This window comes from Yoonia sp. SS1-5, assembly GCF_038443705.2.
GTDB lineage: Bacteria > Pseudomonadota > Alphaproteobacteria > Rhodobacterales > Rhodobacteraceae > Yoonia > Yoonia rhodophyticola.
This window is the reverse complement of the sequence record NZ_CP151767.2, coordinates 1,383,081-1,401,443: the sequence shown is the minus strand read 5'-3', so window position 1 is coordinate 1,401,443 and position 18,363 is coordinate 1,383,081. Positions and strand designations below refer to the sequence as shown.

General features: G+C 59.5%; 21 protein-coding genes. 8 read left to right on the top strand and 13 right to left on the bottom strand.

Going from position 1 to position 18,363, the window contains the following annotated elements:
* The first annotated feature begins 17 nt into the window (after window positions 1-17).
* Entirely contained in the window at window positions 18-425 is a 408-nt protein-coding gene (locus AABB31_RS08590) for a DCC1-like thiol-disulfide oxidoreductase family protein (RefSeq protein ID WP_342078529.1), read from the top strand.
* Complete coding sequence (locus tag AABB31_RS08585) at window positions 422-2,047, top strand: DUF4166 domain-containing protein (protein ID WP_342078530.1); 1,626 nt, start codon at window positions 422-424, stop codon at window positions 2,045-2,047. The genes AABB31_RS08590 and AABB31_RS08585 overlap by 4 nt, the downstream gene beginning before the upstream one ends.
* A gap of 16 nt (window positions 2,048-2,063) precedes the next feature.
* Here the strand turns inward: AABB31_RS08585 and AABB31_RS08580 are convergent, their stop codons facing one another.
* Window positions 2,064-2,711: a TIGR02453 family protein gene (locus AABB31_RS08580; RefSeq protein ID WP_342078531.1), complete on the bottom strand. Its 648-nt coding sequence runs from the start codon at window positions 2,709-2,711 to the stop codon at window positions 2,064-2,066.
* Window positions 2,712-2,781: 70 nt separating this feature from the next.
* Between AABB31_RS08580 and AABB31_RS08575 the strand changes: the two genes are divergently transcribed.
* Window positions 2,782-4,152 (top strand): MATE family efflux transporter, encoded by a 1,371-nt coding sequence (locus tag AABB31_RS08575; protein ID WP_342078532.1) that lies wholly within the window; start codon window positions 2,782-2,784, stop codon window positions 4,150-4,152.
* 33 nt (window positions 4,153-4,185) lie between these two features.
* On the opposite strand, the gene AABB31_RS08570 is transcribed toward AABB31_RS08575, so the two are convergent.
* The 5 genes from AABB31_RS08570 to lgt all read right to left on the bottom strand — a co-directional run bounded on the left by AABB31_RS08570 (window position 4,186) and on the right by lgt (window position 8,279).
* Window positions 4,186-4,869 (bottom strand): Hint domain-containing protein, encoded by a 684-nt coding sequence (locus tag AABB31_RS08570; protein WP_342078533.1) that lies wholly within the window; start codon window positions 4,867-4,869, stop codon window positions 4,186-4,188.
* A 323-nt stretch (window positions 4,870-5,192) separates the two neighbouring features.
* Window positions 5,193-5,357, bottom strand: a complete 165-nt coding sequence (locus AABB31_RS08565; RefSeq protein WP_342078534.1) for a hypothetical protein — start codon at window positions 5,355-5,357, stop codon at window positions 5,193-5,195.
* Window positions 5,358-5,593: 236 nt separating this feature from the next.
* On the bottom strand, window positions 5,594-6,349 hold the full coding sequence (gene pgeF, locus AABB31_RS08560; RefSeq protein ID WP_342078535.1) for a peptidoglycan editing factor PgeF: 756 nt from the start codon (window positions 6,347-6,349) through the stop codon (window positions 5,594-5,596).
* Entirely contained in the window at window positions 6,346-7,404 is a 1,059-nt protein-coding gene (locus tag AABB31_RS08555; protein WP_342078536.1) for an SAM-dependent methyltransferase, read from the bottom strand. Before AABB31_RS08555 ends, pgeF begins: the two co-directional genes overlap by 4 nt.
* The gene (gene lgt, locus AABB31_RS08550; RefSeq protein ID WP_342078537.1) at window positions 7,401-8,279 is read right to left on the bottom strand and encodes a prolipoprotein diacylglyceryl transferase; all 879 of its coding nucleotides are present in this window, start codon (window positions 8,277-8,279) and stop codon (window positions 7,401-7,403) included. Before lgt ends, AABB31_RS08555 begins: the two co-directional genes overlap by 4 nt.
* Before the next feature lie 105 nt (window positions 8,280-8,384).
* Here lgt and AABB31_RS08545 point away from each other — a divergent pair, with 105 nt between their 5' ends.
* A complete protein-coding gene (locus AABB31_RS08545; protein ID WP_342078538.1) occupies window positions 8,385-8,630 on the top strand; it encodes an accessory factor UbiK family protein in 246 nt (81 codons plus the stop codon).
* Here the strand turns inward: AABB31_RS08545 and AABB31_RS08540 are convergent.
* Genes AABB31_RS08540 through AABB31_RS08530 form a run of 3 tightly spaced genes read right to left on the bottom strand, consistent with a single transcriptional unit; the run spans window position 8,627 to window position 11,258 of the window.
* Complete coding sequence (locus tag AABB31_RS08540; RefSeq protein WP_373635632.1) at window positions 8,627-9,472, bottom strand: aminoglycoside phosphotransferase family protein; 846 nt, start codon at window positions 9,470-9,472, stop codon at window positions 8,627-8,629. The genes AABB31_RS08545 and AABB31_RS08540 overlap by 4 nt on opposite strands.
* The gene (locus tag AABB31_RS08535; protein WP_342078540.1) at window positions 9,469-10,500 is read right to left on the bottom strand and encodes a M20/M25/M40 family metallo-hydrolase; all 1,032 of its coding nucleotides are present in this window, start codon (window positions 10,498-10,500) and stop codon (window positions 9,469-9,471) included. The genes AABB31_RS08540 and AABB31_RS08535 overlap by 4 nt, the downstream gene beginning before the upstream one ends.
* Window positions 10,501-10,517: 17 nt before the next feature.
* Window positions 10,518-11,258 (bottom strand): alpha/beta fold hydrolase, encoded by a 741-nt coding sequence (locus tag AABB31_RS08530; RefSeq protein WP_342078541.1) that lies wholly within the window; start codon window positions 11,256-11,258, stop codon window positions 10,518-10,520.
* A 78-nt stretch (window positions 11,259-11,336) separates the two neighbouring features.
* Between AABB31_RS08530 and AABB31_RS08525 the strand changes: the two genes are divergently transcribed.
* Window positions 11,337-11,705 (top strand): hypothetical protein, encoded by a 369-nt coding sequence (locus tag AABB31_RS08525; protein WP_342078542.1) that lies wholly within the window; start codon window positions 11,337-11,339, stop codon window positions 11,703-11,705.
* Here the strand turns inward: AABB31_RS08525 and AABB31_RS08520 are convergent.
* Complete coding sequence (locus tag AABB31_RS08520; RefSeq protein WP_342078543.1) at window positions 11,673-12,530, bottom strand: DUF817 domain-containing protein; 858 nt, start codon at window positions 12,528-12,530, stop codon at window positions 11,673-11,675. The two genes, AABB31_RS08525 and AABB31_RS08520, sit on opposite strands and share 33 nt — an antisense overlap.
* A gap of 143 nt (window positions 12,531-12,673) precedes the next feature.
* Between AABB31_RS08520 and AABB31_RS08515 the strand changes: the two genes are divergently transcribed.
* Both AABB31_RS08515 and AABB31_RS08510 read left to right on the top strand, forming a co-directional pair.
* A complete protein-coding gene (locus tag AABB31_RS08515; protein ID WP_373635631.1) occupies window positions 12,674-13,450 on the top strand; it encodes a DeoR/GlpR family DNA-binding transcription regulator in 777 nt (258 codons plus the stop codon).
* 11 nt (window positions 13,451-13,461) lie between these two features.
* Complete coding sequence (locus AABB31_RS08510; protein ID WP_342078547.1) at window positions 13,462-14,595, top strand: MFS transporter; 1,134 nt, start codon at window positions 13,462-13,464, stop codon at window positions 14,593-14,595.
* Window positions 14,596-14,669: 74 nt separating this feature from the next.
* Here the strand turns inward: AABB31_RS08510 and glyA are convergent, their stop codons facing one another.
* Window positions 14,670-15,965: a serine hydroxymethyltransferase gene (gene glyA / locus AABB31_RS08505; RefSeq protein ID WP_342078548.1), complete on the bottom strand. Its 1,296-nt coding sequence runs from the start codon at window positions 15,963-15,965 to the stop codon at window positions 14,670-14,672.
* A 185-nt stretch (window positions 15,966-16,150) separates the two neighbouring features.
* Between glyA and AABB31_RS08500 the strand changes: the two genes are divergently transcribed.
* On the top strand, window positions 16,151-16,915 hold the full coding sequence (locus AABB31_RS08500) for an NAD kinase (RefSeq protein WP_373635630.1): 765 nt from the start codon (window positions 16,151-16,153) through the stop codon (window positions 16,913-16,915).
* A gap of 9 nt (window positions 16,916-16,924) precedes the next feature.
* Here the strand turns inward: AABB31_RS08500 and AABB31_RS08495 are convergent, their stop codons facing one another.
* The gene (locus AABB31_RS08495) at window positions 16,925-17,293 is read right to left on the bottom strand and encodes a response regulator (RefSeq protein ID WP_342078549.1); all 369 of its coding nucleotides are present in this window, start codon (window positions 17,291-17,293) and stop codon (window positions 16,925-16,927) included.
* A complete protein-coding gene (locus AABB31_RS08490; protein WP_342078550.1) occupies window positions 17,290-18,315 on the bottom strand; it encodes an HWE histidine kinase domain-containing protein in 1,026 nt (341 codons plus the stop codon). Before AABB31_RS08490 ends, AABB31_RS08495 begins: the two co-directional genes overlap by 4 nt.
* Window positions 18,316-18,363 lie beyond the last annotated feature (48 nt).

Genomic DNA, 18,363 nt, shown 5'->3' with positions numbered 1-18,363 from the left:
GGCGTAGGTCAATAGCCATGAACACGACGGATCACCCTATTGCCGTGATGGATGCCACCTGCGCCCTGTGCAGCTGGGGCGCGCGGATGATCCACCGGCTTGACCGGACGGGCGATATCCGTATCGCCCCGATCCAGTCCGAAACCGGCGCTGCACTGATGGTACAGCACGGTCTTGACCCGCTTGATCCCGATAGCTGGCTTTTCATCGAAAACGGCATTGTCTGGCGGGATTTTGACGCTGTGATCCGTCTTGGGGTGCGCACAGGCGGATGGGGACGGCTTTGCGCCGTTCTGCGGCTTCTGCCCCCTGTCCTGCGTGACTGGCTCTATCAGCGCATCGCCCGCAATCGCTATGCGATGTTCGGGCGCGGTGACATGTGCGGGCTGCCTGATCCGGCATTTCGGGCGCGTTTGCTGCGATGAAGGTCGCTGTGATCGGTGGGACTGGCACCTTCGGAAGCCGGTTGGTGCAATTGCTGGTTCGCGATGGGCATGAGGTGATCATCGCCGCGCGGACATTTTCGGCGGCCCAGGCGCTTGCCCGCGAAATGGGGGCGTCGGCCATGTCATTTGATCGCGCGGGGGATCACGCACCGCTTTGGGCCCAGGGGCCGGATGTTGTGGTTGACGCGGCTGGCCCGTTTCACGCCTATGGTGCCGACCCCTATGCGCTGCCAAAGGCCTGTATTGACCATGGAGTGCATTATCTTGATCTGGCCGATGATGCAGATTTCTGCGCCGGTATTGCCACGCTTGATGATGCGGCCCGCGCGGCGGGTGTCTTTGTCCTGTCGGGCCTGTCCAGCGTCCCGGCGATTTCATCCGCAGCGGTGGCCGCACTTGCCAAGGATGCGATCGAAATTGACGAGATCAGCAGCGCCATTCTGCCCGGCAATCGGGCGCCACGGGGAAGGGCCGTTGTTGAAAGCATCCTGCATCAATCTGGCACCGCATTTGAGGCCCCGGTAGATGGGCTGCCGCGCCCGATCCGAAGTTGGTCGCAGCCGGAAACCTTTGATCTTGGGGCTGGCATGCGGCGGCGCGGCTGGATGATCGTCGTTCCGGACCAAACGCTCTTCGCCGCGTATTTCGGCGCGCGCAGCGTGGATTTCCGGGCCGGGCTGGAGTTGGGCGTGATGAACCACGCTTTGGCGGTCCTCTCATGGATGCGCGGGTGGCGGCATTTTGCGATCAGACCGTGGTTTGTGTCTGCAATTCTGCGGCTGGCCGCGCTGCTGGGGCCATTCGGGTCGGACCGCGGGGGGATGTCGGTAACGGTCAAACTGCGCAGTGCCGATGGTTGGGAAACCCGCAATTGGCGCATGCGTGTGTTGAACGGGGATGGCCCGTTTATTCCTGCGGTGGCGGCGCGGGCGGTGCTTCGCAAGCCTACGCAGATCAGCAGCGGGGCGCGGGCTGCGCTTTGTGTTGTGCCGCTGGATGATATCAGCACGGCCATGGCCGATCTGTCGGTCGTGACGGAAATGGTGACCGGGCCCTGCGTGCCGGTGTTCGCAGGCTTTCTGGGGGCCGCAATGGATGAACTTCCTGCAACTGTGGCATCGGTTCATGATGTCATCGGCCCGCGGGTGTGGGCAGGGCGTGGGCAGGTCAAGCGGGGCAGGGGGCTGTGGTCGCGGTTGCTGGCCCGGCTCTTCGGGTTCCCGCCCGCAGCAGACAACATCGCGGTTGAGGTTCTCATGGTGCCATCCGGTGATGGCGAGACGTGGGAAAGACGGTTCGGGGATCGGCGGTTTCGGTCCCATCTGCGGCAAGCAGCGGGAGAGATGACCGAACGTTTCGGGCCATTTACCTTCACGCTGGATCTGCATGTCAAAGACGGCGCATTGCATTTCCCGGTCAAACGCGGGCGACTGGGGCCGCTGGCGATCCCGCGGGCGTTGCTGCCCATCAGTACAGCGCGTGAATTCGCACAGGATGGGAAGTTCCACTTTGACGTGGCCCTACACGCGCCGGTCACGGGGGCGTTGATGGTGCACTATCAGGGCTGGCTGGAACGGGCTGCAGATCGCGCAACGGCGTAGGATGGGTCTTGATCCATCATGCCTCGGCAATTGATATCAACAAGGCGTTGAGCGGCCAAAGCGCCGTAAATGCCGCCCGGATTTCATCTGCAAGCTCGCCCGTCCCGGGGCATTCGCGGCTGGCAACACATCCTTTCATGCGCAACAGATCCGCCGCCGGATGGTCCTTGTCGAATGGGGGCGGGACCCGTTTCAACGCGGGCTCGCGAAATTTGAACCCATCCGCAACCAGCGCATCGACAGTCCCCTTGATGCGGGCCGTATCAAGATCGACCATCTTGCGCCAGTTTGTCAGAACCGGCTTGTCAAAGCCCATCATGCCAGCACCTGTGGTGACATAGTCCAGACCGATGCCAAAAAAGAAAACCGGGTTTTGCGGGGCATCACTTGCGACTTGCCACATCATGTGCAGATGCGTGTTATAGGGTGTCTTGTCCTTCGAGAACCGGACATCGCGATGCGGACGAAACAGCTTTGTGGTGATTGGCGCGCCCGTCAGCCTGCGCAGATCGGGGGTGATCGCTTCAAGCAAGGCCAGCGCCGGGGCCTTCAGCCGGGTGTCATAGTCGGTCTTGTTGTCTTGCCACCAGTCGCGGTTGTTGTTCGCAGCCAGAGCGGTAAGAAAGGCGCGGGCCTGCGGCAGTAATGATGCAAAGTCGGTCATGCCTCAATCTGGCATGGCGGCCTAATCATGTCTATGGACCCGGCCATCCATCCGGCCTATGGCATGACACATGCAACACCAGACCCAGACATATAGGGACCACATGCGGTCGATCTGGGTTTTGGGCATGCCGCTGATCCTAAGCAATTTGGCGCAATTTGCGATCACCATGACGGATACGGTGATGCTGGGCTGGTACGATGTGACGGCGCTGGCGGCCTCAACCATCGCGGGGACGATGTTTTTTGTCATCTTCATCGTGGGTGCGGGTTTTGCGCAGGCACTGACGCCGCTGGTTGCGGCAGCTGCGGAAGAAGGCGACGATACACAAGTGCGCCGGGTGACACGGATGGGCCTGTGGTTGTCGATCTTCTACGGGCTTGCGGTGACCATCCCGTTTTTCTGGGCCGAAGAGATCCTGTTGGCCATCGGCCAGGATCCCGCCGTTGCGGCGCTGGCGCAAATCTATCTCCAGATCATCATCTGGCAGATGATCCCGGCCCTGATCGTGATGTCGATGAAGTCCTTTTTGGCCGCATTGGAGCATACGGCCATTATTCTCTGGGCGACGGTTGGGGCGGCGGTGTTAAATGCGATTGTCAACCACGTGCTGATCTTTGGGAACTGGGGCGCGCCCGAAATGGGCATTCGCGGGGCCGCCATCGCGTCGCTTTGCGTGACCATCTTTTCGGCGGCGGTGCTGGTCATCTACACGCTGCGGGTGCTGCCACAATACCAGCTGTTCAAGAATTTCTGGCGGTCAGATACGGAAATCATGGCACGGGTGTTCCGGCTGGGTTGGCCGATCGGGCTGACGTCGCTTGCCGAAGGCGGGCTGTTCAGCGCCAGCGCGGTCATGATGGGCTGGATCGGCGCGGTCGAGCTTGCGGCCCATGGTATTGCAATCCAGCTGGCCAGCATGGCCTTCATGGTTCATATCGGCTTTTCGCAGGCCGCAACCGTGCGCGCAGGTCGCGCCTTGGGGCGCAGGGATGCCGTATCCCTGCGCCGGGGCGGTATTGCCGCAATCGGCATGTCTGCCCTGTTTGCGCTGCTGACCTCGGGGGTTTTCGTGCTGATGCCGGAATTTCTGGTATCCCTTTTCATCGACCCGGCAGAGCCCGAGCGGCTGCGGCTACTGGGGATTGGTGCGGCCCTCGTCATGGTCGCAGCGCTCTTTCAGATTGTTGATGCAGCGCAAGTGATGGCGCTGGGTTTGCTGCGCGGCGTGCAGGACACGACGATGCCGATGTTGATGGCCACGCTTAGCTATTGGGTCGTTGGTCTGCCAGCGAGCTATGTGTTTGCATTTGTCCTTGGCCTGGGGGCGGTCGGCCTTTGGCTGGGGCTGGTCGTCGGGCTTGCGCTTGCCGCGATCTTGTTGATGTGGCGGTTCTGGGGCCGGTCGGCCCATATTCAGACGGCGAGAACGCCTGCTTGATTGCTGGGACACCCGCCAGATCCTGAAAGGTGCCTACCGGCTATCCAGCAAGTCCAAATCCCGCAGCCGGATGCGCGGATATTGCAACGTGCCGAAATCGGACAGGTTCTGTTTATGCGGAAACAGCGACAGATATTGCGCCAGCATCTCGCCGCGCAGACCCAACGCAAAGGCTGTTCCGGGGTGCAGGCTTTCAATTTCAATCCCGTTGACGGACAGGCGCTGATGTGCGGCAAATCCCAACTGATACACATTGACGGGGGCCGCAGGGCTGAGCGCGATAAAGCTGCTACCATCCACAAAATCCTGCGCCGGGATATAGGCCGCAGCGCTGCCGGTCAGCATGCGGATGCCGGGCGCCTTGTGGAATAAACGGGCGGTTGGGCCCAGGACGACATCTGGTGCGGGGCGCTGGGGCCCAAGGGCATCGGCCGTAACACGGGTCAGGGACATGTTATGCCGGTCCGGACCGGACAGTGCTGGCAATACCGTCATGCGGCCGCGCCACAAAAGCCGATCAAATTGTCCATTGGACAACCTGACATCATCACCCGGCAGCAGGTCTTCGACGGCCATGGGCCCGTTGCGGGTCTGCAAAATCGCCCCATGCCCCAAGGCGCCAAAGGAATCCTCGAATGCCGGGGTGGCGGGCGCCATCAGCGCCAGTTCAGCAATGTCACCTGTATGAGTAAGGTAGGCGACCTCATATTTGCGCATTTGAGGCTTGTTGCGCTGAGGTCGCCCACTTTGTCTAGCGGTCCGATCCAGAAGGTTCGGACTTGTCTGAATTTCTGCGGCCTTTCCGGCAGCAGTTGTGGGGTACATCCGCATGTGTGTCCTTAATAGGTCATCACACCAGCCGTGTATCCCACGGACAACATCTGAGGAGGTTGCTATCCTCTTCACAATGCCTGATGTGGCCCCTTCGTGTCAAAAAGTTTCTGCAATTGCGGCAGGAAAATCGGCCAATGACGTTACGCAAAGCGAACTGTTGCGCCGTTGGACAAAATTGCCTGCCACGATCAATGAGAGGTCGGGTGCTACGCGTGCCGCTGTTGCGGGATGCTGCGCTGCGCGACCTTGGCGGCTTTTTCCAGCTTGCGCCGTGCAATCAGGGCCTGCCGCTGTGTGCCACGCTTCCAAACAGAGGGCGTATCATATGCAGCAACGGCTGCTTCGAGGGATTGTTGCCAGCGATCTTTCATAGTCTTCGCCCTTTTCTTGTCGTTCCGTATCTATCCCCCGATGACAAGCAATCTGCAGGGGCAACCGGGCAAGACTAGGGCGGATGCGTGAAAAACTGTAGACGCCCTGTGAACAATCTGTTTTTCGTCTAAGTATCTGATATAATATAATTATATTATTGGGCGCTCTGGCATTTTCGCGTTGCTGGACAGGTTTGGTCTATCCTGTTCATCTGGCCGCCCTATTCCCGCCCGGTTTAAAGCCGGATTGCAGCGATCAGGCGTCCATAGTCCGCCTCTTTTTGATGCACCGACCGTCTGTAGCTGAAAAACCGCGCCTGATCTGCATAGGTGCAGTGATGCGTCCAGGCGGCTGTCTGCACCCCGATTGCGGCCAATCTGTGCAAACCGAAACCCGGCAAATCAAATTGATATTTGCCATCACGCCCTTTTGCAAAGAACCGGTCATATTTGGGATCCGCCTCGTGAAAGCGGGCCTGAAACTCTGGCCCGACCTCGTAGTTGCGCTGGCTGATGGATGGCCCGATCACGGCTGTGATGTTCTGCCGGTCTGCGCCGATAGCTTCCATCTGCGTGACGGTTGCATCGAGGATCCCGTTCAGGGCCCCCTGCCAGCCTGCATGCGCCGCACCGATGACACCGGCCTTCCTGTCTGCAAAAAGGACCGGCTGGCAATCCGCGGTCAGCACCGACAGCACCAGCCCGGGCGTTGCCGTGACAAGCGCATCGGCCTTGACGGCCTGATCAAGCGGGGCCTCAACCGTAATCGCGTTGGCGGAATGGATCTGATGGACCCCTACCAGATGATCGGCCTCGACCCCCATGGCTTTTGCAACGCGTTGCCGGTTGATCGTGACAATATCATGCTGGTCGGAACTGCCATAACCGCAGTTCAATCCCTGAAACACACCGGACGAGGCACCGCCGACGCGGCTGAAAAAGCCGTGCTGGACGCCCTCAAGGGCGGGGTCGGTAATGATATCCAGTGTCATGGTTCCAGTCCGGGTGGCGCATTGCCTGTTGCGGGATAGAGTCCGATCACCTTGAAAAGGTCACCCATTTCACCCGGATGGGTCAAGCGCCGATGTGCCTTAATATGCGCATCAAGTGCGGCACCCTCTAACCCCGCGGCAAGTGTCTGGGCGCGTTGGGTGATGCCAAGCCGCTCGAGGAACATGCCCTGCGTTGTCAATCGTGTATGGCGGGCAGGGGCCGCGTGCCGGGCAATGGCCGCGAAATCAACATGGGTGGTCAGGTCCGCATCGCCGGGCGCTGCAAGCGGATCAACGTAAGCGTGGTTGGCCATGGCCTGCAACGTATCCCCCAGTGATTGCCAATCGCCATAGTCGATGATCACGGCCGCACCGCCCTGTTCCGCGATGCGGTTGCTGATGGCGGTCGTGATGCCGGACAGCGCCGGGCAATGCTCTACCAGATCACCGGGTTTGGTATCGGCCAATCTGTGATCCAGCAGGCTCAGCGGCGTCGGATCGGAAAGCCCGAAATATAGCGCCCCATCCCGCGCCCCGATCATGCGTTCCCGCCAGCCGCCCGCATCGCGGATAAACTGCCGTACGGGCAGCGCGTCAAGGAACTCGTTTGCAACCAGAAAAAGCGGCGCGTCCGGCAATTGGGCTGCGGTGTCATGCCAAACGGCATCAGGCACGGCTTCTGCCTGCTTGGTCTTTAGTGCGGCAGAGGTTTCGACAAAATGCACTTTTGCGGCGTCGTGAAATCCGGGGACCTTGACCGTCGCACGTAGCATATCGGCCATCAATGTGCCCCGGCCGGGTCCCAGCTCGGCCAATGTGAAACTGGGCGGCGCGCCCTGATCCAGCCAGGCCTGCGCAAGGCACAGGCCCATTAGTTCGCCAAACATCTGGCTGATTTCCGGCGCGGTTGTGAAATCACCAGCGCTGCCCAACGGGTCCCGCGTGCTGTAATAGCCGTATTGCGGATGCATCAGGCAATCCTGCATATAGTCTGCCACAGTCATTGGCCCGGTCCGTCCGATCCGGGCGCATAGCGTTTCCAGCAGTGTCGTCATGCCCGCCGGGCGCGCAGGATCACCGTCATGCCCGCAATGATCATTGGCAGGGTCAGAAGCTGCCCCATTGTCAGCCCGTATCCACCGGCATGCAGCGCCCAGCCAAGTTCATTTCCCGCACTGACAAATTGCGCATCCGGCTGGCGGACAAATTCGACCAGAAAGCGGGCCATCCCGTAGCCCGCAAAGAACACGCCCGATAACAGCCATGGCTTTTTCAGCCCGCCAAACCGGAAGGCAAGCAGCAACAGGACCGTACCCAATAGCAGACCTTCCAGCCCCGCCTCGTAGAGTTGCGATGGATGGCGCACGCAGGGGGCAGCCGCTGTCGCGCATGATTGAGCGGCAGCGCCGGGAAAGATGACCCCCCAAGGCAGTTCAGTCTGTCGGCCCCAAAGTTCGGCATTGATGAAATTCGCGCAGCGGACAAGCAGTATCGCAGGTGTGGCCGCCACAGCGATAATATCGGCCAGATCGGGCAAGGGCACGGCCTTGCGCCGGCTGAACAGATAGACTGCCAGGACGACCCCCAGAAACCCGCCATGGAATGACAACCCACCTTCCCAGATCTTGATGATATCAATCGGATTGCTCAGAAAATCGCCGGGCTTGTAGAAAAAGACGTAACCCAACCGCCCACCGCCAATGACGCCGATGACGATATAGGTCAGCAAATCCTCAAGCTGGCTGACCTGCATGGGCGGGCCGTTGCGCCACAGGGCCGGCCGGCGCAACGCGGCCTTGATGATCTGCCATCCGATTGCGATGCCCACGATATAGGCCATCGCATACCAGCGAAGAGCCAGTTCAAACCCCAGAATGCTGAAGGACACGATCTCGGGCGAGATATTGGGGAATTGCAATGCAGCTATCATGGCTGACTGTTTTTCGCGCCCCTGCGGCGAAGTCAACCAGCCTTGTCGGCTTGCGAACACCCGCGCGAACACCCATATATCAGATAACGCGGATTGGAGACGAGAATGCAGACCAAGAACAAGATGTTTGATGACCTCAGCCAGTTGATGACAAATGCGATGGGCGTGGCCCAGGGCGCCAAGGACGAGGCGAATACAGCCATGAAATCCTTGATGGATCGCTGGCTGGCTGATCGTGATTTTGTCACACGCGAGGAGTTCGATGCTGTCCGTGCGATGGCCCAGAAGGCCCGCGAGGAAAACGAGGCCCTGTCTGCCCGTATCGCAGCACTTGAGGCCAAGCAGTCCTAACGCCCGTTATCGCCGATAACTTCGGTGATCACACGATAGCCGTCCGGGCTGCCCTTGCACGCCTCTAATGCGGCTTTCCACAAGGCCCAGCCTTTGGCGCGTGTCCATGTATCTGGATCCAGCGCCAGTCTGTCTTTGAACGTTGCACGTTCGGCCCCGCGAAAGCTGGTCCAGGCGATGGTCAGGTCGCAGGCCGGATCGCCAATGCCGCAACTGCCAAAGTCGATCACAGCCGACAGCTTTCGTCCGTCAGTCAGCAGATTGCCCGGCGCCACATCACCATGCAGCCAGACAGGGGTGTGGTGCCACGTGCTGGTGCAGGCCCGCGACCAGATCCGCATGACCGCCTCCGCGTCAACATTTGCGCCCAGTTGATCAAGGCTATGACGTAATTCCTGATCATATATCCGCAGATCACCGCCGCGGTGGAAATTATGTGCGCCGGGCAATGGGCCACCTTTGGTGGGAACCCGGTGCAAGGCACGCAGAAAATCCGCAAGATCGGCCGCGACCGGTTCATCGGTCAGCGTCTTGCCCGGCAGCCATGTCATCACGCTCCATCCAAAAGGATACCCGCAGCCGGGTCGGCCAGCCGCGACAGGGCTGGTGATCGGCAGTGGGACATGGCGCGCGATATGGGGCAACCATCGCTGCTCTTTTGCGACTTGTGCGGCGTAGCGCGCTGCACTGGGCAGGCGCACGGACATGGCAGGGCCCAGATGAAAAGTGCGATTGTCCCAGCCTGATTGTGCGACCGGTTGGATCGGCAGCGCGGCCCATTGTGGGAATTGGTCAGCAATCAGCCTGCCGACCAATTCCGTGGTCACGACCGGATCGGTCAATATTCCGACAGATAGGCCACAAGGATATCGAGGGCCGCCTGAAGGTCGGATGTCTCGATCATCTCGGTCACCGTATGGATATAGCGGGTGCCGACCGTGATCCCGACCGCGCGGGCACCGGCAGCGGCTTGCTGTGCTGCGGCCCCGTCCTGACCACCGGCTGCCAGCATCGTGCGCTGGTAGGGGATGTCATTTGCGATGGCCAGCGCCTCGATCTCGGCCACCAGTGCCTTATCCGCAATGAAAGAGCTGTCACGCACATGCAGGCCAAAACCTTTGCCCTGCTTGGTTGTGGCGTCCTTTTCGGGGATGCCCGGCGTATCGCAGGACAATGTCACATCAATCCCCAGCCCGATATCGGGCCTGATGGCAAAGGACGAGGTACGCGCGCCCCGCAATCCGACCTCTTCCTGCGAGGTAAAGGCCACGTGAATCTCGGCACCGCGCCCCTTGTCGCCCAACTGGCGGATCGCTTCGATCCCCAGCCAGCAGGCAATCCGGTTATCCAGCGCCTTGGACACGAATTTGTTCCCCATCTCGAGAAAGGGTTCATCCATAACGACAAAATCGCCGACCTTGACCACATCATGCGCGGCCTTGCCCATGCCCAGATCAACAAAGAAATCACCCACGGGCGGAACTTTCTTGCGGTCTTCGGGGGCGGAAATGTGGATGGGCTTGCCACCGGGGTTCATCACCCCTTTGAAATCGCCCGCATCGGTGCACACCAGCACCCGGCGCGAGAAAAGGTTGCGCGGATCAAAGCCGCCAACGGCCTGCAGATACAGAAACCCTTCCTTGGTGATGTGACTGACCAGAAACCCTATCTCGTCCATGTGGCACAGCAACATGACCTTTGGGGCGTCTTTCTTGCTGGCGTCGCGCCGGCATAAGAGCGACCCCATCGGATCTGTGGACACAGCGTCAAACATGCCGTCGATCTCTGCGGTGATCAGATCGCGCACGCGATGTTCATGGCCGGGGACGCCGGGCGTTTCGCAAAGACGTTTCAGCAGATCGGTGTTCATGTATGGCTCCGTTCGTGTCAGTGGGTCAGGAATGCCGCAACCGCGGCTTCGAATTCTCGCGGTTTTTCCGCATGCAGCCAATGGCCCGCCCCGGGGATCTTGGCGAACTTTGCGCTTGGGAATAGCGTCTTGATCTGGGGTCGATGTTCTGGCTTGACGTAGTCGGACTGGGCGCCAGACAAAAAGAGTGTTGGTTTGTCATATGTGCCTGAAATTTCCGGAAATCCTATGATCTTGTCCATGTCAGCGGCCAAAACATCAAGGTTCAGCGTCCAGCGGCGCGCTTTCATGTCGAGGCTTTGCAACAGGAAATCCGGAACACCCGGTTCCAGCTGACCCAGCTGCGCCTTGGCATCGGCGCGCGATGTGATGCTGTCCAACGCGACAGCACGCATGGCGTCAATCGGGCCTTGCTGCGAATGGGCATAGGTAACGGGTGCGATATCGGCCACGACCAGCCTATTCACCTTGTCCGCATGTTGCAGTGCAAGCACCATTGCGGCCTTGCCACCCATGGAATGTCCAAGCACATCCATCGGCTGGTCAATCACCTCGGCCAGGTCATCGGCCATATCGTGATAGGATTGCGTGTCAAACCAGGGGCTTGCCCCATGATTGCGCATATCAACGACAAGGACAGGCCGGGTCTGGGACAGGCGTTTGGCCAGCACACCCCAGTTGCGGGCAGAGCCGAACAGCCCATGCGCAATCAGCAATGGGGTGCTGTCCGGACCGTCATAAGAAACCGTGTTCAACATGCATCTGTTTTAACCCTTTGCCGGCGCGTAACACCAGAAGGATTGAGCGGATGCCATTTCCCGACTACGCCCCGCCACATGAGCGCGCAATTGCCCACATATATCGCCGAAGTCAGGGGCTTGATGGAATCCAAGATGTGGATCAAGGGCTGTGATCTGCGCCATCAGGTCCGCAAGGCCGGGCGCCGCCTGCCGCGCAAGATCCGTCGTGATATGCGCCATCTGATCGACGCAAGCCGGTTGGACGCCAACCCCAAACTTGCACGGATGGTGAATGATGATCAGATCAAGAAGGCGCATGCCAATGTGGTCGCCTATCTGGAACGGCTGGACCCGCGCGAAGCCATGTGGACCCGGATACTCAATATCGCGGCCTCTGTGGCGCTTGCGTTGATTGTGGTGTTTGTCCTAGTTCTATATGTCCTGGTGCAACGCGGCTTTGTCTAGGGTCCTGACCCTAAGCGGCGCGCGGACCACGATCGTGACCGTCGCAAATGCAACATAAAGCAGCAGATACCACGACCCGAGTTTTGCAAAACTGACAAGCTCTAGCGGGTTCTGCCCGCTATAGATCCAGGTGCCTGTCAGGGTCCCGATGTTTTCTGCAAGCCAGAGGAAACAACTGGCCAGAAAGGCCGCAAGCGGCAGCGGCATCCAGTACCAGTTGCGCCCGATCTGAAACCAGATCCGTGTGCGCCAATAGATCACGATGGTCAGCCCAAAAAGAATGTAGCGGATATCGGGGCCAAAGTGATGCGTGAAGAAATTCAGATAAATCGCAACCGCGAGGGCGAAATGCAGATAGGCCGGGGGGAAGGGCGCGAATTTCATATCAAAAAGGCGGATGACCCGCGCGATATAGCTGCCCACCGCCGCATACATGAAGCCCGAAAATAGCGGAACGCCGTAAAGCTTGAACAGACCGTATTCGGGATAGCTCCATGATCCGGCATTGACCTTGAACAACTCCATCGCCGTGCCTGTGATGTGAAACAGCAAGATGACCCGGGCTTCTGCCCATGTTTCCAGTTTGAACGCCAGAAACAGGACCTGCAGGCTGACGGCGATCACAAACAGCGCATCATAACGGGCAATGGCCCAGCTTTCATCCCAGATCAGGCGGGTGCCGATGATGGCACCCAGCAGCGTGGCGCCAAACAGGCAGGCCCAGCCTTGTTTCAGCACGAACATCACCAATTCGGCGACGGGGCCGGGCAAAAGGGCCCGGGCGCGATCCCCCAACAGCCGTTCAATATGTCTTGTGTGTTTCATGGGTCTGGTTGTGCCGCGCAAACGCGCAGCGTTCTGCATGCGATTGTGCAGTTCCTGTGCAGATGCGGATTATCGGGCCGCGCTATTGACGGGATAGCCAATGCCTCCTATGCAGGTTTATGCAATAATATGCAGGAAGTTGCATGAATTTGAATATCCCCGATACGCGCCAACAGGTCCTGGCGGAACGACTTGCGCGCGGCCAACAGATCGTGGCCAGCGACGTGGCGGGCGAGTTCGGCGTCTCGCTTGATACAATAAGGCGCGACATTCTGGCGCTGGAGGCGGACGGGCATGCGCAGCGGGTGCGCGGTGGGGCTGTTCCCATCGCACGACCGGCGCCGCCCTTGCATATGCGGCTGGCAAAGGGGGGTGGGATCAACCCGGGCTTGACCGCCTTGGCGGTCGCGCAGATTGCAGACGCGTCAACGCTGCTGCTGGATGGCGGGACAACAACCCTGTCGTTGATTTCCCAACTTCCACCGCGCGATGGCCGATTGATCATGACGCCGTCGCCCTGGATTGCGATTGCCTGTCAGGAATGTGACATCCCGGTTTTCGTGCTGGGTGGAAAACTCAGCACAAGCGGGGGGATCACGACGGGTGAATTCGCGCGCGAAAAAATCAGCGCCGTCGCGGCCGATGTGGCCGTTTTGGGGGCGTGTGGGCTGGATTGTGAATTTGGCCTGAGTTCGGATGACGATGCAGAAGCCCGCATGAAGCAGGCGATGCAGGCCGCGGCTGCGCGGACAATTGTTGTCACCGATCATGAAAAACTCGGCCGGCGCGCGCGCCATCACACCTTGTCGCTGGCACAGATTGATCTGCTGGTCACCGATGCATCGCCCGCGCAGGTTGCGCCACTGGCACAGGCAGGGCTGCAATTTGCATTGGCCCGACCTGGATCAGGCGCATCTTGAAAGGTGACATCTTGAACGATCATACCCACACGGCGCCGGCACGGCTTGCCACTCGTCTTGCGTTTTTTGCAGCGGGCTTTGCGATTGCGTGCTGCGCGCCGCTTTTTCCGTTCATCAAGGCCAATGTCGGCGCGGATGAAGTCCAGTTTGGTTTGCTTCTGCTGTGTCTTGGCCTTGGGTCAATCATCGCGATGCCCGCCACCGGTGTTATCGCGGCCCGCCATGGGGCAAGGCCAATGATCGTTTTGGGTGGCTTTGGCCTGGTTGCGTTTCTGCCGGTTCTGGCCATTGCCCCGACACCCGCGATGTTGGGCGTGGGGCTGTTTTTCTTTGGGGCATCGCTTGGGACAATTGATGTGGCGATGAACGTGCACGGCGCGGAAATCGAGGGGATCGAAAAACGCCCGTTGATGTCCAACTTTCACGCACAGTTCAGCATTGGGGGCTTCTTTGGCGCGGGGCTGATGACAGTGCTGCTCTCGGCGGGGGTGTCTTTCACTGCGGCTGCCGCCGTAGGGGCGGTCATATCGCTATGCGCCATCGTCGTGATGCGTCCGCGTCTATTGTCGGTCAGCGGGCGAGAGCCGGAACCCTTCGCCTTGCCACGTGGTACCGTGCTGCTTCTGGCCGTGCTGGCGGGGGTCACATTTCTTGTCGAAGGCGCCGTTCTGGATTGGGGTGCGCTATTGGTGATTGAGCTGGATTTGCGGCCTGCTGAAAGCGCGGGCGTGGGCTATATCCTGTTTTCGGTTGCGATGGTTGCGGCACGGCTAACCGGGGACCGGATCGTGTCGTTGCTGGGTGAATGGACGGTTCTGGTCGCCGGTGGCATCGCGGCAATGCTGGGTTTCGCCATGATCCTGACCGCGCCTTGGCCGGGGCTTGCGTTGGGCGGGTTTGTCCTGATCGGGCTGGGGGCGGCTAATCTGGTGCCGATCGTTTTCAGTGCCGCAGGACGACAGAAAATCATGCCGGCGGGCTTGGCCGTCGCATCCGTGACGACGACGGGGTATGCGGGTATTCTCATGGGGCCCGCGATCATCGGATTTGTGGCGCAAGGTGCCAGCTTGCCAACGGCATTCTGGTTGCTGGCTGCGTTGATGGCCGCGATCCCATTGACCGCCCGATATGTGGCGCGCGCTTAGGGTCCTGACCCTAGGAGCGAACGAAAAAGAACGGCCGCCGGGGCCGTTCTTTGATCTTGGAAAAATGGGTTTTTTCAGAGCCCAGGATAGATCGGGAACTTGTCGCAAAGTGCCTCGACCTCGGCGCGGACCTTGGCTTCGACCGCGCCATTGCCGTCCGCGCCGTTTGCTGCCAGCCCTTCGGTCACTTCCACGATCCAATCGGCGACCTGCCGGAATTCAGGTTCACCAAAGCCGCGCGTTGTCCCAGCCGGTGAGCCAAGCCGAATGCCCGAGGTCACCATCGGCTTTTCCGGATCGAACGGAATGCCGTTTTTGTTGCAGGTGATATGCGCATGGCCAAGCGAGACCTCGGTCGCGTTGCCCTTGACGCCTTTGGGGCGCAGATCAACCAACATCAGGTGGCTGTCAGTCCCGCCCGACACGATATCAAGCCCGCCTTTCATCAACTGGTCTGCCAGGGCCTGGGAGTTCTTGACCACCTGTTCCTGATAGGTCTTGAATTCGGGGCGCAATGCTTCGCCGAATGCAACGGCCTTGCCGGCGATGACATGCATCAAGGGCCCGCCCTGAATGCCGGGGAAGATGGCGGAATTGCATTTCTTGGCAATCGCCTCGTCATTGGTCAGGATCATGCCGCCGCGCGGGCCGCGCAATGTCTTGTGGGTTGTCGTTGTGGCCACATGGGCATAGGGGAAGGGGGATGGATACAGACCCGCCGCGACAAGACCCGCGAAATGGGCCATGTCGACCAGCAGAACCGCCCCAACTGTGTCCGCAATTTCGCGCATTTTGGCGAAATCAATGATCCGCGGAATGGCAGAGCCGCCGGCAATGATCATCTTGGGTTTGTGTTCAGCAGTCAGCCGGGCCACTTCGTCATAGTCCAGCAGGCTGTCTTCGCGGCGCACACCATATTGGATTGCATTGAACCATTTCCCCGACTGGTTCGGCTTGGCTCCATGGGTCAGGTGACCGCCTGCATCAAGCGACATGCCAAGGATAGTATCACCGGGCTGCAACAATGCTTGAAACACACCCTGGTTTGCCTGGCTGCCCGAATTTGGCTGCACATTTGCAAATTCACAGCCAAAAAGTTGCTTTGCCCGGGCGATGGCAAGGTTTTCGGCCACATCCACATGCTGACAGCCACCATAGTAGCGGCGTCCGGGGTAACCTTCGGCGTATTTGTTTGTCATCACGCCGCCCTGAGCTTCCATCACGGCAGCCGAGACGATGTTTTCGGAGGCGATCAGCTCGATCTCCTTGCGCTGCCGGCCAAGTTCGGCCTGCATGGCTGCGTGAATTTCGGGATCACGGGTTGCAAGCGTCTCAGTGAAAAAACCGTTATCGCGGACAGTGACGTTCATGGGTGTTTCCCCCTTCGTATGGGCATTGGCAAACAGATTGCGCCCCAATACCGCAAGAACGGGCCGTTCTAAAGCATCAAAACGACCAAGATGTTCATGAGGCAGGCATAGGCGTTTCGCATCCGCGGCTTGCGTTTCGCCTGCGATGCACGCAGAACTTATCGGAACAAAAGGATAATTGTCTGATGCCACGCCCCAAAATCGCCTTTGTGGCAAGCCCGGTTCCAATTGCGCAAACCGCATTGCGCGAATTGGCCGCAGCGCATGGTGATGTTCCCCAACCCGAAGCCGACGTGATTGTCGCACTTGGCGGGGACGGTTTCATGCTGCAGACCCTGCACGCGACCCAAGAACTGGACGCGCCCGTTTATGGCATGAACCGGGGGACGGTTGGCTTTCTGATGAACGAGTTTCAGCCCGATGACCTGCCCGCGCGGCTGGATGCGGCCGAGGAAGAGGTGATCAACCCTTTGTCGATGACGGCCTTGACGGCTGATGGGCAGATGCATCAGGCGCTTGCGATTAACGAGGTCAGCTTACTTCGCGCTGGTCCCCAAGCGGCCAAGCTGCGCATCACCGTTGATGGCAAGTTGCGGATGCAGGAACTGGTCTGCGATGGCGCCCTTGTTGCGACCCCTGCGGGATCAACCGCCTACAACTATTCTGCCCACGGGCCGATCCTGCCGATCGGGTCTGATGTGCTGGCGCTGACGGCGATGGCCGCATTCCGGCCACGGCGATGGCGGGGGGCGCTGTTGCCAAAACGGGCCGTTGTCCGCTTTGACGTGATTGACCCGACCAAGCGCCCGGTGATGGCCGATGCGGACGGGACATCTGTGCGTAATGTCGTCAGCGCCGAAATCAGTTCGGAGCCGACAATTCGGCACCGGATCCTGTTTGATCCCGGGCATGGTCTGGAAGAACGATTGATCCGCGAACAATTTGCCTGATGGCGGGGCCTACCCTGCGGATGCGGCCAGCCGCTTGACCGTTTCAACAAGGTCGGAATCGCGGATCGGCTTGAGCAGCCTGTCAACCTTATCAAATTTCTTGGGCAGCGCCCCGACGCTGCCATAGCCGGTCAGAAACATGAACGGTTTCTGATGCGCCAGCAACGCTTCGGCCACGACTTCGCTGGTGGCGTCATCGCCCAGATTGAAATCAAGCACAGCCACGTCAATGTCGGACATGTCAGTGCTGGAAAGCGCCTGATTGGCATTTGCGAACGGGCCGACAACCTCCAACCCGTTGCGTTCCATCGTGGCCTTGAGGTCAAAGGCAATCATCATCTGATCTTCGAGCAAAAGCACGCGTGGTTTTGTGGTCATGTCTGTCGTGCCTTTTTTGTTGAGAATGCAATTTCCAGTATCATGGTCCGCCCTTCGAAACGACGGCTGACCGTCCCGCCAAGTTCTGTTGGCATGATGTTCTGGATCAATACGCTACCAAGGCCCGTGCGGGTCTCTGCCGTGTCGGGCGGCTTGGCACACTCGGTTTCTTTCCAGACGATCTTGCGTGTTTTTCCCGTCACAAACGTCGTGACTTCGATGGTGCCATCATCAGATGCCAAGGCGCCGAATTTGGCCGAGTTGGTCATCAATTCGTGGATGGCCATGCTTAATGTCATCACATGGCCCGGCGGGATGGCAATTGGTGCGCCTTTCAGCAGCAACCGATTGCTTTGCTGGCCGATAAATCCGTCAGCCTCGCGGTTCAGCAGGTCGGCGAAGTCGACGGCAGTCCATTGGCTTTTGCGCAAAAGGTCATGCGATGAGGCCAGTGACCGCAGCCGCTCGTGCACGGCGTTGAAATATTGGTCGACATCCGCATGGGCACCGCGCGACAGGCTGAGAACCGCGATTGCGGTGGCGAGGGTATTTTTGACCCTGTGTTCCAGCTCGTAAACCAGCATCTTGTTCTTGTCGTCGGCGCGTTTCTGGGCGGTCACGTCCTGCACTGTCCCCACAAGACGCACGGGCCTGTCGCCATCAAAAAAGCAATAGCCCACCGCGTGTATCCAACGCATCCTTGGGCCTTTGCGCGGAAAAAGACGGTAGGTGATATCAAGTCGCCCGTCGCCGGTTGGATCAAGCGCGCGGGCGGTTGCGTCATCGTGGAGTTCCAGATCATCCGGGTGAACCTGCCGCACCACTTTGTCGTAGGTGATCACTTCGCCTGCCGGAATGCCCCATAATTCCCGCACCCGGCTATCCCAAAAGGCGATGTCAGTTTCGGGTTCATATTCAAACACACCGATTTGCGCGGCTTGGAGTGCAACAGCTCTGCGCCGCTCTAACGGATCCTCGATGCGACTGATATTGGCAAAGCGGTTGTCGTATTTCGAAATCACAAACCTCTCCTCGGCGCCGCATGTTTGACATGCGCAATCGTGTCGCGC

Coding starts and splice junctions, on each gene's coding strand:
- AABB31_RS08515 (WP_373635631.1), top strand. CDS start 12,674: ATGAATTTGAATATCCCCGATACGCGCCAACAGGTCCTGGCGGAACGA.
- AABB31_RS08535 (WP_342078540.1), bottom strand. CDS start 10,500: ATGAACACCGATCTGCTGAAACGTCTTTGCGAAACGCCCGGCGTCCCC.
- glyA (WP_342078548.1), bottom strand. CDS start 15,965: ATGAACGTCACTGTCCGCGATAACGGTTTTTTCACTGAGACGCTTGCA.
- AABB31_RS08585 (WP_342078530.1), top strand. CDS start 422: ATGAAGGTCGCTGTGATCGGTGGGACTGGCACCTTCGGAAGCCGGTTG.
- AABB31_RS08575 (WP_342078532.1), top strand. CDS start 2,782: ATGCAACACCAGACCCAGACATATAGGGACCACATGCGGTCGATCTGG.
- AABB31_RS08545 (WP_342078538.1), top strand. CDS start 8,385: ATGCAGACCAAGAACAAGATGTTTGATGACCTCAGCCAGTTGATGACA.
- AABB31_RS08570 (WP_342078533.1), bottom strand. CDS start 4,869: ATGCGCAAATATGAGGTCGCCTACCTTACTCATACAGGTGACATTGCT.
- AABB31_RS08565 (WP_342078534.1), bottom strand. CDS start 5,357: ATGAAAGATCGCTGGCAACAATCCCTCGAAGCAGCCGTTGCTGCATAT.
- AABB31_RS08590 (WP_342078529.1), top strand. CDS start 18: ATGAACACGACGGATCACCCTATTGCCGTGATGGATGCCACCTGCGCC.
- AABB31_RS08525 (WP_342078542.1), top strand. CDS start 11,337: ATGAGCGCGCAATTGCCCACATATATCGCCGAAGTCAGGGGCTTGATG.
- AABB31_RS08500 (WP_373635630.1), top strand. CDS start 16,151: ATGCCACGCCCCAAAATCGCCTTTGTGGCAAGCCCGGTTCCAATTGCG.
- AABB31_RS08520 (WP_342078543.1), bottom strand. CDS start 12,530: ATGAAACACACAAGACATATTGAACGGCTGTTGGGGGATCGCGCCCGG.
- AABB31_RS08530 (WP_342078541.1), bottom strand. CDS start 11,258: ATGTTGAACACGGTTTCTTATGACGGTCCGGACAGCACCCCATTGCTG.
- AABB31_RS08555 (WP_342078536.1), bottom strand. CDS start 7,404: ATGACGACACTGCTGGAAACGCTATGCGCCCGGATCGGACGGACCGGG.
- AABB31_RS08580 (WP_342078531.1), bottom strand. CDS start 2,711: ATGACCGACTTTGCATCATTACTGCCGCAGGCCCGCGCCTTTCTTACC.
- lgt (WP_342078537.1), bottom strand. CDS start 8,279: ATGATAGCTGCATTGCAATTCCCCAATATCTCGCCCGAGATCGTGTCC.
- pgeF (WP_342078535.1), bottom strand. CDS start 6,349: ATGACACTGGATATCATTACCGACCCCGCCCTTGAGGGCGTCCAGCAC.
- AABB31_RS08495 (WP_342078549.1), bottom strand. CDS start 17,293: ATGACCACAAAACCACGCGTGCTTTTGCTCGAAGATCAGATGATGATT.